Source organism: Microcoleus sp. Pol12A5, assembly GCF_036701435.1.
Taxonomy (GTDB): Bacteria; Cyanobacteriota; Cyanobacteriia; order Cyanobacteriales; family Microcoleaceae; genus Microcoleus.
The window spans coordinates 50,361-65,485 of record NZ_JAUBQU010000028.1 but is presented as its reverse complement, the minus strand read 5'-3'; the positions used below and the strand labels follow the sequence as shown (position 1 = coordinate 65,485).

Below are 15,125 nucleotides of genomic sequence, written 5' to 3'. Positions count from 1 at the left end.
TTTGACTTTCCCAAGCTACACAAATTTGGTGATTTTGAGCCAACATTCTCATGAAACTACTGCTCGCTCGAACTCTCGATCGATTTATGAATGATTTACGATCGCTATAAGACTCCAAACCAACTATCAACATATAATCCTTGTCGTGCCATGTGGTAAATATAGTTATTATGGACGGTTCCATATTTACTCTTTTCTTTAACATCAATCCCTTCTTTCTTCCCATCCTTAACTAAGTTATAAGCAACTTCAAAATTTTCAACCCCACCGATTGAAATTGCTTCATGGGGAGCTTCTGAAAAATCATTTAAGAAGTCAGCCATCGTCAGGTCGTTTGCATTAACAACCGTATTTCCCATTACTTTATAGTGATCGCCCCACCAAACACCAATACCTGGGGAAAATGTATTTTCTGTTTTATTATTATAAAGGTTAATAAAATGGCTATTTCTAACTGCTATTCCAGAATTATGAGAATTAATAATTTCTAACTTTTCTACTTTAATATAACTAACATTTTGTAACAAAAATGCACCTTGATCGTGAGGATGAGGGGATTTATTAGCAGAGGTAGGCTCTACTTTAACCGCATCCGCATCAATAATAACTCGTTCTTCAGGATATGCTCGATAAGTAATCCAAGCCTTTTCTGTCCCTGAATTTTTAGCTTGAATTTGTTCCATGAGGTGATAAGTTCCCGCCCGAATATAAACTGTTTCACCCGCTTTTAATACCGACGCTGCGTGATTAATTGTTGACCAAGGATGCTCAAGTGAACCGTTATTTGTATCACTACCATTTGGTGAAACATAAAAAACATGAGGATGGATTTGTGCTAAAGTTCGCGAGATCCAGCAGTCGCCACTAATCGATAAGAGAAATCCTGCTAATACTAACGTGATGAACCTATGAACGGTTTTTCTAATCATGAAGTTTTTTTTTAGATAGCATTTAATCCTCACTGTTTAAATATTAAAGGACTTTCGTAATTTTCTCAATCTAGTAAGTAGGTAGGCGCTGTCAAACACAATTATGTTAAGGATGGTAAAGTATCCAAATGCCCTAAGCGTGGCTGACTGAGCAATGTTTACATATTGTTATATAACTGGCTTTAATCCCGCTTGCCTACTTAATAATTTCAATTAACTTCAAGTCCCGCTCTTAAGAAACGATGCTGTACCCACAATTACAGAGCTCCCCCTAGCCTCTTTTTCAGGAGGATGCCAGGAGGAGCCAAAGGCTCTGACGTTAGTTTTTCAAGTTGTGGGTACAGGGTAGCCCTTAAAAAATGCGTGCCGGGGAATAAGCGGCCCTAATCGTCAAACAGTAGACTGGTACTACATAAGACGTTAAGTTGACACGAATGCTACTCGGCGACTTCAGCTTCAGCTTCCGCTTCAGGTGCATCGGGCACATCTTGCTTGATTGTCAAATAGCGAATCACTTCTTCGCTCAGACGCATCGCGCGCTCCAGGGTAAAAATTGCAGCGCCCGGAGCTGTATAGTTCATTTGAACGTATACTCCGTCCCGGTGCTTGCCGATTTCGTAAGCCAAACGGCGCTTGCCACGGTGCTGAGTTTCGATGTTTTCAGCACCTTGATCTCGCAAAATAGTTTGATATTTAGCGATCGCCTGGTCTGTCATTTCTTCACCCAAATCAGGGCGCAGAATGTACATAGTTTCGTAAATAAACGGTTTCATGGCAATAATCCCCTTATGGACAACAAGGCTTCTCACGAAGCAAGGACTTATTATCATATCCCAACAATGAACAATCTCAAAACTAAAAAACCAAATTCCCCAAACAACACTCCCTCGCGGTGGAGTACCCTGTGGACGTACAGCATCATGAGCGCCATCGCACTTTTAATGCTGTTTCCCTTGCTGTGGCTGCTCAGTACCTCCCTCAAATCCCCCAACGAAAACATCTTTCAATTTCCCCCGCAACTGTGGCCACAACAGCCAACCCTCGAAAACTTCATCAAAGTTTGGCAAACCAACCCCTTCGGCCGCTACCTGTTCAACAGCACTCTAATTGCCTGCCTCACAGTTAGCATCAACGTCCTCTTTTGCGCCCTCGCCGCTTACCCCTTAGCCAGACTCAAATTTCGCGGCCGCGAAGCCATCTTAATCACAATCATTTCCACAATCATGATTCCCTTCCAAATAGTCATGATTCCCCTATACATATTGACAGTACAACTCGGACTAAAAAATAGTTATTTAGGCGTCATATTTCCCGGACTAGCCTCAGCCTTCGGCATATTTTTATTACGACAAGCATTCCTAGCAGTTCCCAAAGAATTAGAAGAAGCCGCTCGCATCGACGGCTGCAGCGAATTAGGAATTTGGTGGCACGTCATGATTCCGGCAATTAAGCCAGCTTTAGTTACCCTAGGAATTTTCGTATTTATCGGTTCTTGGAGCGACTTTCTGTGGCCACTGCTAGTTTTAGACAGGCCGGAATATTACACTTTACCTTTAGGGGTAGCCAATTTAGCCGGGACATTTTCTTTAGATTGGCGTTTAGTTGCGGCGGGTTCTATTATTTCTATTGTTCCAGTTTTGGGAGTATTTTTGCTATTGCAAAAATATATTGTACCAACAGAAACTGCGGCGGGAGTCAAAGGATAGAATCAACACAAAAAATGTGCGTTTATCCGCGTTCATCTGCGGTTAAAAATTAAAATCTTTTGAATTCACAACTAACCAAATTTATTTGTGATTGAGGAACGGCAATAAATCCGCTGGATTGTTGACCGCGCTGGGGTCGTAGATATCATCGCTTTCGCAAATGCGATCGATGCCGAAGACTGGCAAAAATTGCGATCGCACTTAGCTGCCGAAAGAGAGATCGACTCTTCGGAATTTTGAGGAATCAAACAAACTGTGGTAATTGTCAGCCACAATCCTGAAGTGCATGGCGCTTTACCGGGCAAATCGCAATGAAATCTGATTCACAACTGAAATGCGAACTGATTTTTCATAAGTAAAAATTTCCTCCTATCTGGGAGTGAAAACTGCACTGGGGTAAGCAATCCGCTTGTGATTGAACTGTTCCCAAACCCGCACAAAAATCTCGGCAATTAGAGACATATCCTCCCGCGTTAAATCCGAATCAATCAACTGATTATCCTGCCAGCGAGCCCTCAAAATCCGATTAACCATATTCAAAGCCTCTTCATGAGTAGCATCCTTGAGCGATCGCAAAGCAGCCTCGCAAGAATCCGCCAGCATCAGAATCCCCGTTTCCCGCGACTGCGGAATCGGCCCGTCGTAGCGAAAATCCTCCTCCCTCACTTCCCGACTTGCGATCGTTAACTTTGAATTATCCGCATCTGGCAAAGCCCTCTTTAAATCTTCTATTTCTTTTGCAGCAATTTGCTGCGCTTGGTGGTAGAAATAAGCAATTAACATTGTACCTTGGTGTTCGGGAATAAATGCCTGAATCGCCTTCGGCAATCGATGCTTCCGCGCCATCACCAAGCCCTCGGTAACGTGCTTTTTAATAATCTCCGCGCTCGCCCAAGGGTCATTTATTTCATCGTGTTTGTTGGTTCCGCCCATTTGATTTTCACAAAATCCGAGGGGGTCGTGCATTTTTCCAATATCGTGGTATAATGTACCAGTTCTGACCAGCTCAACATTGCAGCCGAGCTCCCGGGCAGCAGCCTCCGCCAAACTCGCCACAAACAGCGTGTGCTGAAAAGTGCCCGGAGCCTCGGCAGCCAACTTCTTCAACAGCGGGCGGTTGGGATTGGCAAGTTCCGCCAGTCGGATCGGCGTAATCAAGTCAAAAACGTGTTCCAAATAAGGGCTGATACCGATCGCCACAACGCTCCAAGCCAAACCGGCTAAACTTTGCGCGCCCACCGTACCGAGCACGACGTACCAAATCGCACCGGCAGCCGCGCTGGCAATCAAAGTCCCCACCAGATAAACCGTACCCTGACTCAAGCCGACAGCCAAGCCCAAAAGAGCCAATTCCTCACGCGATCGCAGCCGCCCGGCCATAAAAGCGCCCAGCAAACCGCCGGCCCCGCTAGCAACCAAATGAATCAACTCCACATTTAAGCCAATGGGCAGCAGCGCCGACAGCAGCCCCACCACAGTCACTCCCACCGCCGAACCGTAGAAGCCGCCCGCTAAAATCCCGATCGCGGGCAAACTCGTCCAAGGCAGGCCCAAACTAACCAGCACCGGCGCGCTCAAAGTCAGCAGCAACAATAGCAAATGATCTCTGCGGCGCAAGCGGTAGTGCCTTTCCACCAGCAGTACGATCGCTATTGCCCCCGCCACTAAACAAACAAAGCCTGTCAGCCCCAGCCAATTCACCCCCCGCCGACTTAAACCAAAATAGTCCAGCAACAGGAAATCTTGCTGCGAGATCTCTTGTCCTTGTGCAACAATTATCTCGCCCTGATCGACTGCGATCATCACCGGTTTCACCTTTTGCGCCGCTAATTCAGCTAGCTGTTTGGTTTCCTCGCGATCTCTCACCAGATTTGGCTGCAAAATCGCTGTTAAACCCTCCACCGCCAAAGATTGAGACTCTAACGGCACTTCATCAGCCACTTGCAGCTTCACAGCTTCTTTCAAAATGTCTTTTGGCAAGCCCTGCGGGATACCTTGAGCCACCATCCTTTTTGCCGCCCGACTCATGCCGGTTTGGGTTTTCTGCCAAGCTGCATCCGACAAATCAAACAACGAAGTATCGTAAATCTGTGGGAACTCTGAAACCGAAGGTTTTCCCAGCGCCTCGACAGCATTGAGATAGCGCCGACGAGCAGAGGAAATACTGTCTGTCAGGCTTTGAAAGTCTGCTTCCCCGACCGATCGGCTATAAGCTTGCAGTTGAGCGATAGCATCTTGCCGAGACTTGTTCTCCGTCTGCCCAGCAACTGCAGGGGAACTCAAACTCAATCGCTCGGAACTTGCACTTTTGTCCCCAGCTTGCGCCAAAATTGATCGCCACTCCCACTCGGGACAGCCCCGCAAGTAAACCTGAGCAGCATTTGAGAGCACCGAGGGACTCGCAAACGGAAACAGGCCTACCGCCTCCCGCAGCTCGCTTCCCTTCTGCAAAAATTGTTGCAATTCTTGATAAATTTGTCGATCGACCGCAGGATCTAGCATTAATATCGCTACAGCCCCGATCCGCGCTGCTTTCCGCTGTTCTTCAGTAGTTTTGTAATCCGCGACATTAGCAGTATCAGGAGCCTTAATCGTCTGAGGAGCTTTCGTTCCCACATCAAGTTTCGGCTGGTTGTAGAAGCGATGGCCCAGAGTGCTACTTAGAGAAACTACCGCCACCAGCGCCAACATAGGGGAACGAGCTTGATTTTTGAGGGTTGATTTGGAGGTTTTACTTGTAAATCTAGTAGTAAAAGTCTCCGGAAGAATCCATTTCGGGCGCGACAAACGGCTCAGGAGAGGCCCGCTAGCGCGATCGGTATCTGCTTTGCTACAGCCATTTTGCACTTTAGCAATGTGTTGGCGCAGTGAGCGCGCAGCCCCTAGCTGCTCAATCTGCCGCATCAATGAGGAGATCGTATTCATTTGTGTCGAAGATATATCACTGTTATCCAGCAGCTTTGTCAGAATCTCTGACTATGCATCTTGATTGATTTTATCCGAACTACCCTGGCTCAAGAGTTCAAACCTTCAGGCTGCTTTGCGTGACTATCGCCAGCATTTGGCTTTCCTGACGGTGACCAACAACGCAAGCAGGTTCTTTGCTTCCCTTGTCTATTTTGAACAGAACTCGCGCGTGATAGATAAAAAACTTGTTTCTCCGTAGATTTTTCGTTCCCAACCCCATATTCTCGTTTAAACATGGCTTGTTGGGGTAGGCGCGTCCGATTTAATTTTTCACTTTTTAATTTTTAATGGTCGCTCTCCTTCCACTTTCGCTTTTGACTTGTTAATGACTAATTGCTAATTTCTGGTTTCCCCTTAGCGTTAAAAGCTCCAAACTTTATATTTTACGAGGTCTAATGACATAAGGTGCAGCCACAGATCGGGCTAGCGCTGCGGAATCCAGTCCGGCATCGGGTCTGTAAACTCCGGCCCAAACAGCAAACAGGTTATCTGCTAACTCTAAAATTTTTGCATCGCTGCCAGTTCCCCAAAGCGAAGTTTCTCGGCCGTCGGCTAGCTGCTGGGATTTAACCTCAGCCAGAGATACCTGCCGCCATTCTACAGGAATCCCAGCAACACCGTTATAGGCTCCAGACAAAGCTCCCGTCAAAGCGCAGGTTATTTGTCCAGCTATGCCACAGCGGGCAGCACGCACCACTGACAAGCGCAAGTCTTCTGGAGTGCTCAAAAAGCAGTAGAAAGCTAAGGCAATGGGAATCAAATTTCCTGGGTTAACAATGGACTCGGTGTGTAATTTTTTTTCACCTTCGCCCTGTCTTTCTTGCAAAGCTGTGGCGCTTTTGCACAGATGAGTGGCGGCTGTTTCTAAATCGGCTCCTTTTTCTAGTAGTATTTGCACTTGCAGCAGCAGCTCTGTTAAGGCGTTATCTGTTTTCAGGTAAGCAAGTGTTTGCTCGATCGCTGTCGCGGGGTCAAGTCTTTCTTTAAGAGCTCGGGCGATCGTATATGCTACTGCTAAAATTGCTGTTTCCCATTCTGGCTGGTTTTGGCTGTGCCAAACCTCTATCGCCAGCATGATTTTTTCTCGCAGCTTGGCTTTATTTTCGTGAAAAAACATCGCCGATGGCAGCACAGCAATGGCAGCTTCACCAGGTTTAAGCAGGATTTGAAACTCACTCTTGGGGGGATGGTTGATTTCTGACTTGGCAAATGTTTCCCAAGTATCGCGCCAATCTTTTAAATCTAAACCGCTACACCGAATTAAACTTTGAGTGCACGCTACCGCAAGTCTCCCGGATGCAGATGAGTCTTTGCCAGTTGGGATTTTACTGTTTACAGAATTCAACGCCAATTTTGCGCCACTTACGGTCAATTGTTGGTTTTTCGTCAGTTGTAAAATCGGCTGCAAGTCTTCTGTTTGAGGGGGAATACCCACGAGTTGCCTCTGGTATTGCAGGCCTATAAAGTCTCCTAAAACTGCCCCCAGGATGGTTCCTTGAAACTTGCTCAACAGGGAATGCCGCATTTGAATTTAACTCAATTTGTTAGTAATTGGTAATTGGTAATTGGTAATTTAGAATTTTTCCTAGTGTACTTCTTTGCCTAACTCTTGTGATTAATTTGAATTCAGCCCAAACATATAAGGGCTGGTTTTCCATCTAAAACCTGCCCTCATCCGATCGCTACAATCGGTAAATTTTTAATTTTTAATCAGGTAACTTACTAGAGCTTGCAGCCCCAGCCGATAACTTTCTGAGCCAAAACCGCTGATTTGCCCGATCGCCACCGCTGCGATAAACGAGTGGTGGCGAAAAGCTTCCCGTCGGTAAATATTGCTCAGATGAACTTCTACCGCAGGGATATTCACCGCAGCGATCGCGTCTCTAATTGCCACACTCGTATGAGTATAAGCTCCAGCATTAATCAATAAGCCTTGGTGCTGCCCTAACATCGAGTGAATGGCATCCACCAATACCCCTTCATGATTCGACTGCTGAATTGAGACTTTCACCTGGAGGGCTTGCGCTTCTCGTTCTAGCAACTTGTTGATATCATTTAAAGTTGCAGAACCATAAACTCCAGGTTCTCGCTGACCCAATAGATTCAGATTAGGGCCGTGAAGTACCAGGATATTTAACAATTTTAAAATTTCCAGCGCAACAAAAATTAGGAGAGTTTTGACATGGTATTTATAACCAGTCTCCAACCTCAAAGCTCAAAGCTCAAACTTCCAATCCAGTCCCGACTATCGGCGATTTCTCGGTTGGTTGACAGGAATACGAATCGGTTCGAGTTCCGGTTGAGCTTCAGGATTCAGCAATCCTTCTATCAGCTTGCGAACCCATTCTTTAATTTGTTCCAGCACCTTTTCAATGTCTTCCATTGAACGGATAGCTCCTTTTTTTATAGTCTAGATTGCTAAACCGACGGCTAAATATCTGAAAATAAGCAAGCACGACTTTGAAACCAAAGGTCAAACTTGCTTTCTCGCTTGCTGGTTGTTATGAGCAATGGAGAGAGTCAGTATATTGGCCAATCAGTCCTATCTTATTATCATAACGAATCTTTACAGATAATCAAGAGGGAAAAGGAAAATTGCCAAATTATATCGGAGTAGAGAGTGTTAAATAAAGCTTAAGCTTACGGTTGACTGTTGACAATTGACCAATCGTAGGATTTTTTCTATGCTTTTGCCAACAATAATTTACGCCGGAGCCGATCGAGGGCCGTACAGCTACTCAGATTCCGAATCCAATCGCGGCCTCTGGCATCGCCAAAACGGTATTCAAAACTTTCTGCGTCCCCGTGGGGCCCCGCTAAACCAACATAAACCAGTCCGACAGGTTTAGCATCTGTGCCGCCTCCGGGCCCGGCGATGCCTGTAATGCTCAATCCCCAGTGTGTATTGAGGCTGGCACGAACTCCCGCAGCCATTTGTTTTGCCACTTGGTGGCTGACTGCCCCAAATTCGGCTAAATCTTGGGGATTAACACCTAATAATCCTTCCTTAATTCGATTGTCGTAAGAAATAATCCCGCCTAAAAAGTAGCAAGAACTGCCGGGAACACCTGTCAGCATCGCCCCCAATCCTCCTCCGGTGCAGGATTCAGCAACGCTAAGAGTTTGCCCTGCATCCAGCAACAATTGGCCCACAGTCGAAGCGAGGGTATCGCTATCAGCACCGTAACAGTCCGAGCCGGCAATTTGCCGCAATTGTTGTTCGATCGGCTCAATCAAGTTTTTCGCAGCCGCGGAGGACTCCGCGCGGGCCGAAATCCTCAGTTTGACTTCGCCGTGATTGGCGTAGGGAGCCACAGTAGGATTAGTTAAATTCAGAAAACTATCTACTTTTTCCGCCAATTCCGACTCAGCAATACCCCAAAATTTCAATATGCGGCTGTAAATAGTTTCGCTGCACCAGCCGCCATTTTTTAGGTAAGGAACCGCGGTTTCTTGCCACATCAAGTGCATTTCCGCCGGTACACCGGGAAATGTCATTACTGTCACGTTAGAAACTGGCTGCCAAATAATCCCCGGTGCAGAACCGCAGCGGTTTGGCAGAATGTCCGCACTTTCTGGAATTAAAGCTTGTTTGCGATTGCTGGGACTCATGGTGCGCCCCCGCTGGGCAAATTTGTATTCGATATCGGCGATAATTTCCGGCTTTTCGATGAGGGGAACCCCAAAAAAATCGGCGATTGTTTCGACTGTGAGGTCGTCTGGTGTGGGGCCCAGGCCTCCGGTGAAGAGCAAAAGCTGCGATCGACTGACGGCGATTTCTAACACTTGTTTGATACGTTCTGGATTGTCGCCTACCACTGTTTGATAGTAGTGAGGGATTCCCAGACTCGCTAATTCTTTGGCTAAAAACTGGGCATTGCTATTAAGAATATCGCCTAACAGCAATTCAGTGCCAACACAAATAATTTCAGCAACCATTCTATTTTAGATTTTAGATTTTGGATTTTAGATTGGAGAATTAATTGGGTAACGATAACAGTCAACAGTCAACAGTCAACAGTCAACTAACTATCGAGCGTGTCTCCAAACTTTCCAACTAGCATATCCCAGCAAACTTGTTGCACCCATAGCGTAAATTACGCCGCTGGGAAGCGAAAAAGCTAGGGCTAAACTTCCCACCCACAGTGTCAGTGAGTAAATAAATAAAACCGCAAATCGATGGGATAGTCCGGCTTCTAGAAGTCGGTGGTGGAGGTGGCGCTTGTCAGCAATAAACGGTGACTTGCCGTTGCGAAGCCGATCGAGAATCACCGCGGACATATCTAAAATCGGTACAGCTAAAATTAAATAGGGCAGCAACACAGAAGTAACAGCCGTAGTTTTAACTAACCCAATTACTCCCACTCCAGCGAGAGTAAACCCGATAAAATAAGCCCCGCCATCTCCCATAAAGATTTGAGCCGGATTGAAGTTGTAGCGCAGAAATCCCAAGGCCCCGCCAGCTAAAGCCGCTGCAATCAGGGCCGCCGCCGGTTGGTGCATCGACAGACTGACAATCAGCATTACAACTGCTGCAATCCCTGAAACTCCGGCAGCTAAACCGTCCAAACCGTCAATCCAGTTGATGGCATTCGCCATGCCGACGAGCCAAATCACGGTAATTGGCAAGCTCAGCCAGCCAATATTAGTCAGCCCCAGGGAGGGAACTGTGAGAAACTCAATTTGTACGCCTGCCATCCAAACGATGCTGGATACGCCAATTTGCATGAGCAAGCGTTTTAAGGCCGAGAGCGAAAATAGGTCGTCTGCTAAACCGATGAGGAAGAATCCGATGCCGCCGAGGGTGACTCCCCAAATTTCGTATTCATCTTTGGGATTGAGAACTTGTCCGTTAGCATCGATAAAGCCTCCTGAGAGCCAGACAAATAAGAGGGCAGTGATAGTGCCGAGAAAGATGGAAACTCCTCCTAAGCGCACCATAGGGCGCTTATGGACTTTTCGCTCGCCTGGCCGATCGACTCGCCCGCTTTTGAGACCAATTTTTTTGACTATTGGCGTACTCCAGAGGACGACGATCGCAGAAACCAGAAAAGCGAGTATGTGGTACAGATACTGGTACGGCATCTGAAATCAATTTTAAATAGTGCGGGGCAATTAGGCTGTCAGGCAGAGTCTACTACATTTCAGATGGCTTATAACAAGGAAACATCTTGAAGAGCGACTGGGGGTTTGGGAGTCGGAGATTTGCCGCAATGGCAGTTGCCCTGGGGCGAATTGTCAGGTTGTTCATTCATAACTCTCGAATTAACGATTTGAAATATCGACTTTTTCGCGAGCAAAAAAGTCGATATTTGGCGAGCGGGTCCAGCCCTAGCGGTATCTTTCGCAACCGACAAATACCGTTAGTCAAACCAGCTCCGCCCGACAAATATCTTTACTAAAAACCGTATTGGCGATCGATATTTTTGGTGAAAACCAGTTGTCAATATCGCTACCGGCAACTCTCAATCTTTTCCTGCTCTTTTACCCTTTTACCCGTACACTTCCAACTACCAATTTCCCATTGCCGATCAGGAAAATTAAGCTAAGGCAGGCACTTTCAAGTACAAGTGGGGATATAAGGGGAAGCGATCGCACAGTGCTGCTACTCGACGCAGGCAGTCGGCTGCGACGCTTTCATCATCTGGATTTAGCAGGCGATCGGCAATAATATTGCCAATCTCGGTAAATTCTGCTGTTCCCATTCCCCTGGTGGTCATCGCCGGCGAACCGAGTCTCAAACCGCTGGTGACAAATGGCGATGCCGGATCGAAAGGAACGGTATTTTTATTAGCAGTAATATTCACACCGCTGACTAATTGGTCCGCTAGCTTGCCTGTCATGTTTACCGATCGCAAATCAACTAGCATTAAGTGATTGTCCGTGCCGCCGGAAACGAGTTTTAAACCCCGCTGCTGCAACCGTTCCGCTAAAGCGCGTGCATTTTCAATTACTTGACCCGAATAAGTTTTAAATTCAGGCTTTAATGCTTCGCCAAAAGCTACTGCTTTGCCCGCAATGACGTGTTCTAAGGGGCCACCTTGAGTGCCGGGGAAAACTGCTTTGTCAAATTTTTTACCTAATTCCGGGTCATTAGTCATAATCAAGCCACCACGGGGGCCGCGCAGGGTTTTGTGAGTGGTGGTGGTGACTGCGTGACAGTGGGGGAGGGGGTTGGGGTGATGTCCTGTGGCGACTAACCCGGCGATGTGGGCGATATCGGCCAGTAGGTAGGCTCCAATTTCGTCGGCGATCGCTCTAAACTTCTCAAAGTCGATAATTCGTGAATATGCTGAATAGCCACAAATTAGCAATTTCGGTCGGTTTTCTTTGGCGAGTGCCAAAATTTCGTCATAGTCAAGCTGTTCTGTTTCTTGGCTGACGCCGTAGTGAAAAGCTTTGAACCATTTGCCGGATACGTTGACCGGCGAACCGTGGGTCAAGTGTCCGCCGTGGGACAAATCCATGCCCATTATTCCGTCTCCGGGTTCCAGCAAGCTCAAAAATACTGCAAAGTTGGCTTGAGCGCCGGAGTGGGGCTGGACGTTGGCGTGAGCGGCTCCAAATAGCTGTTTGGCGCGATCGATCGCAATTTGCTCGATGCCGTCAATAAATTCGCAGCCGCCGTAGTACCGTTTCGCTGGCAGTCCTTCGGCGTATTTATTGGTCAGCACTGAGCCTTGAGCGGCCATTACCGCTGCGGAGGTAAAGTTTTCGCTGGCGATGAGTTCTAGGTGGTCTCGCTGCCGCTGGAGCTCTTGCCCGATTAAATCGGCAATCAGCGGATCGGTTTTGGAAAGGAATTCTAAGTTAGTGTCCGTCACAATAATCAACCTCTTGACAGTTTTGGGATTGGGAATTGGGGATCTTATACCGTACTACGGATTTCGCACCATTGACATAAATATTACGTTGTGTTCAGGTTAAGCGGTTTGTCCCCAACTCCTGACATACAATGAAATTACTGGTGTGAAACCTGCCGGAGGTATCAAATGTTAGTCATTTTAATGGAAAATCAGATGCTTGCCCCTCAGTGTGTTTGCCAAAGTTGTTTGCTGGCAGATCGCACTGGTCAACCCCGCTGGAGCGGTGGAGAGCTTCGCTGCGGACATCCAGTTGCTAAACCTACGGAAAATTTGCCCGATCGGTACGAGTGTCAAATGGGCTTCGTCATTGCCAATATTAAATAAGAAAGCCTGCCGTTGGTAGTTGAGGCTGCTCCCTGCTGAGTGAAAAGCAAGTTCCGGCAGAGTCGAAACACAAACCCTGCTGCTGCGTTATCCTGAGTTTAATGGAATTCATAGTTAATCGATCGACTCAGGAGAGTTCATTATGACTTGGCGCGGATCTACAACTCTTCCAGACCGGATTTTTGCTTCTTTGCCTTATTTGCTCCCGTTGGTTGACGGGCTTGCCTTTGGCAGGTTTCTGTTTCAACAGTTTCCTGTCCTGCAACTGTTGTTGATACCGCTAGCTCCATTGATGCAAATTTATAGTTTGCCCTTTGCTAGCTTGATTATCTTCTTTGCCCTGTATTTAGGAGTAGTTAGAAACGAAAACATCAGTCACTTCATTCGTTTTAATGCGATGCAGGCGATTCTTTTAGACATTGTTTTGATGCTGTGCGGTCTGGTTTTGCCGATTTTTTCTAACGGTGTCCAAGTCGCATTTATTGCGGAAACTCTGTATAACATGGTGTTTTTGGGCGCTTTTGCTGCATTTGTCTATGCAGTCGTGCAGTCGCTTTTGGGACGCTATGCAGAGATTCCTCCGCTTTCGGATGCTGTTTATATGCAGGTACGTTAGTCCATTGACCGTTGACAGTTTGCAGTTGTTAGTTGTTGGTGATAATTACCAATTACCCATTACTAATAACTACTGTATTTTCAAGACTGCCGATGCCTTCAATTTCGATGCGGACTCGATCGCCTATTTGTAGCGGTCCTACTCCTTGCGGCGTTCCAGTCAGTATCACATCGCCGGGAATTAGGGTCATTACTTGACTGATGTAGGAGACAAGAAAGTCTGGCGAAAATACCATGCGATCGATCTGGGATGACTGTACCGGTCGCTCGCTCTCATTGACAAAAGTCTGCAATTGTGCAGCAGGACTCAGTTCGCGGACAATCCAAGGCCCCAAGGGACAAAATGTATCGAAACCTTTGGCCCTCGCCCACTGGTTGTCCCGCTTTTGCAAATCTCTGGCTGTTACGTCGTTGGCGATCGTATAGCCCCAAATTTTGCTGTGTGCTTGTTCGGGAGTGCAGTTGGTACAATGTTCGCCAATTACCAGGGCCAATTCTCCCTCGTAGTCTACCCTTTCCGACTGCTGCGGATAACGAATCGCTGCACCTGCAGGGATGACTGCACTTGGAGGCTTGAAAAACAACAGGGGTTCTTCCGGTACGGGGGTTCCCATCTCGGCGGCGTGATCGACATAATTTTTGCCTACGGCTACAATTTTTGAGGGAGAGCACGGGGCGAGAATTTGGTAAGTATCTGGTGCAAGTTCCAAATCGGTTGGTTGTCCTTTTAACCAGGGCGGTGCATCAAATACTTGAACACTGTGGCTGAGTTGCAGTAAACCGTAATGGATGTGTCCTTGTGTTGTTTTTACTCGAACGTAGCGCTGGGCCATACTATTTTAGATTTTAGATTTTAGATTAAAACAGACTGACTACTTCCCGATAACGGGAATAGGACTTTCTGTAAAATACATAGGACTGACGCACGGGTGTCCAGAAACCGGGTTTTTTAACCAAAGTATTTGATTAAAACCCTCAATCTCGGTTAAAAAACCGGATTTCTTTGTAGGCGAGTGCGTTAGTCATAATACATATAAACATGGATCTAGGGATAATTTCTGAAAATTTATTGCTCGATCGACCTTTAAGATTTTTGCTGTATTATTTTTAACCCGCTTTCCGTGCAAATTCCGTGAAGCGGTTTGTCCCAGGAGTCAACGGGTAGTTGGGCCAGCAAGGCAAATTCAAAGATTGTGCCGATCGTAACTTTTGATTCCCACTCAGCTAAACTGAGCATTCTGTCGTAATAGCCGCCGCCGTAGCCCAAGCGACAGCCGCGAACGTCGCAGCCTACAGCAGGTACGAGGATTAAATCTACTTCTAAGTAATCTATTTTAGGAGCATCGGGTACGGGTTCAAGTATGCCATAAGCTCCAGTATGTAAAGCATCTCCGGCCTGCCAGATGTGCCACGATAGCTCTTTACCGACACAGCGGGGAAATCCCCATTTGCGGGGAGTTACAAATAGGGGACTTAAATCTGGTTCTTGGCGACAACTGAAGTAGGCGAGGATTGTTTTTGCTTGGGTAAATAGGGGCGAGTTTTGCAGATGATTGCAGATGCTCGCGCTTTTTTTTCTCCATTCTTGTGCTGATAGGGACTTGCGGGTGTGGAGGAGCGATTTTCTTAATTCAGTTTTAGTTAATGAAGGTTCAGCAGTATTCATATTTTCGATCGAATCTCTCGTTTTAGTTCCAGTCCGACAGGGGTTAAAAACC

At 46.8% G+C, this 15,125-nt stretch carries 14 protein-coding genes; 3 read left to right on the top strand and 11 right to left on the bottom strand.

Annotation, left to right across the window (positions count from 1 at the left end; all coding sequences use genetic code 11):
- Positions 1 to 104: 104 nt before the first annotated feature.
- Both QUA45_RS10450 and rpsF read right to left on the bottom strand, forming a co-directional pair.
- The gene (locus tag QUA45_RS10450; RefSeq protein ID WP_333220610.1) at positions 105 to 929 is read right to left on the bottom strand and encodes a right-handed parallel beta-helix repeat-containing protein; all 825 of its coding nucleotides are present in this window, start codon (positions 927 to 929) and stop codon (positions 105 to 107) included.
- 437 nt (positions 930 to 1,366) lie between these two features.
- On the bottom strand, positions 1,367 to 1,702 hold the full coding sequence (gene rpsF, locus QUA45_RS10445; RefSeq protein WP_015176119.1) for a 30S ribosomal protein S6: 336 nt from the start codon (positions 1,700 to 1,702) through the stop codon (positions 1,367 to 1,369).
- Between the two features lie 15 nt (positions 1,703 to 1,717).
- Between rpsF and QUA45_RS10440 the strand changes: the two genes are divergently transcribed.
- A complete protein-coding gene (locus QUA45_RS10440; RefSeq protein ID WP_333220608.1) occupies positions 1,718 to 2,635 on the top strand; it encodes a carbohydrate ABC transporter permease in 918 nt (305 codons plus the stop codon).
- 369 nt (positions 2,636 to 3,004) lie between these two features.
- Here the strand turns inward: QUA45_RS10440 and QUA45_RS10435 are convergent, their stop codons facing one another.
- The 7 genes from QUA45_RS10435 to glyA all read right to left on the bottom strand — a co-directional run bounded on the left by QUA45_RS10435 (position 3,005) and on the right by glyA (position 12,426).
- Positions 3,005 to 5,560 (bottom strand): HDIG domain-containing metalloprotein, encoded by a 2,556-nt coding sequence (locus QUA45_RS10435; RefSeq protein WP_333098413.1) that lies wholly within the window; start codon positions 5,558 to 5,560, stop codon positions 3,005 to 3,007.
- Between the two features lie 418 nt (positions 5,561 to 5,978).
- Entirely contained in the window at positions 5,979 to 7,127 is a 1,149-nt protein-coding gene (locus QUA45_RS10430; protein WP_333220606.1) for an ADP-ribosylglycohydrolase family protein, read from the bottom strand.
- A gap of 174 nt (positions 7,128 to 7,301) precedes the next feature.
- Positions 7,302 to 7,742: a type II 3-dehydroquinate dehydratase gene (aroQ, locus tag QUA45_RS10425; protein WP_332983027.1), complete on the bottom strand. Its 441-nt coding sequence runs from the start codon at positions 7,740 to 7,742 to the stop codon at positions 7,302 to 7,304.
- 105 nt (positions 7,743 to 7,847) lie between these two features.
- The gene (locus QUA45_RS10420) at positions 7,848 to 7,985 is read right to left on the bottom strand and encodes a hypothetical protein (RefSeq protein WP_333054680.1); all 138 of its coding nucleotides are present in this window, start codon (positions 7,983 to 7,985) and stop codon (positions 7,848 to 7,850) included.
- Between the two features lie 299 nt (positions 7,986 to 8,284).
- Positions 8,285 to 9,541: a competence/damage-inducible protein A gene (locus QUA45_RS10415; protein WP_333098409.1), complete on the bottom strand. Its 1,257-nt coding sequence runs from the start codon at positions 9,539 to 9,541 to the stop codon at positions 8,285 to 8,287.
- 90 nt (positions 9,542 to 9,631) lie between these two features.
- A complete protein-coding gene (locus tag QUA45_RS10410; RefSeq protein WP_333148908.1) occupies positions 9,632 to 10,687 on the bottom strand; it encodes an MraY family glycosyltransferase in 1,056 nt (351 codons plus the stop codon).
- 455 nt (positions 10,688 to 11,142) lie between these two features.
- A complete protein-coding gene (gene glyA, locus QUA45_RS10405) occupies positions 11,143 to 12,426 on the bottom strand; it encodes a serine hydroxymethyltransferase (RefSeq protein WP_333098404.1) in 1,284 nt (427 codons plus the stop codon).
- Between the two features lie 168 nt (positions 12,427 to 12,594).
- Here glyA and QUA45_RS10400 point away from each other — a divergent pair, with 168 nt between their 5' ends.
- Together QUA45_RS10400 and QUA45_RS10395 are read left to right on the top strand one after the other, a co-directional pair.
- Positions 12,595 to 12,792 carry a hypothetical protein gene (locus QUA45_RS10400; RefSeq protein WP_006631916.1) on the top strand — a complete coding sequence of 66 codons (198 nt, stop codon included), beginning with the start codon at positions 12,595 to 12,597 and terminating at the stop codon, positions 12,790 to 12,792.
- A gap of 142 nt (positions 12,793 to 12,934) precedes the next feature.
- On the top strand, positions 12,935 to 13,408 hold the full coding sequence (locus QUA45_RS10395) for a Tic20 family protein (RefSeq protein ID WP_333220604.1): 474 nt from the start codon (positions 12,935 to 12,937) through the stop codon (positions 13,406 to 13,408).
- Between the two features lie 52 nt (positions 13,409 to 13,460).
- On the opposite strand, the gene QUA45_RS10390 is transcribed toward QUA45_RS10395, so the two are convergent.
- A complete protein-coding gene (locus QUA45_RS10390; protein ID WP_333098402.1) occupies positions 13,461 to 14,240 on the bottom strand; it encodes a fumarylacetoacetate hydrolase family protein in 780 nt (259 codons plus the stop codon).
- A gap of 251 nt (positions 14,241 to 14,491) precedes the next feature.
- The gene (locus QUA45_RS10385) at positions 14,492 to 15,073 is read right to left on the bottom strand and encodes a 5-formyltetrahydrofolate cyclo-ligase (RefSeq protein ID WP_333098400.1); all 582 of its coding nucleotides are present in this window, start codon (positions 15,071 to 15,073) and stop codon (positions 14,492 to 14,494) included.
- Positions 15,074 to 15,125: the final 52 nt, after the last annotated feature.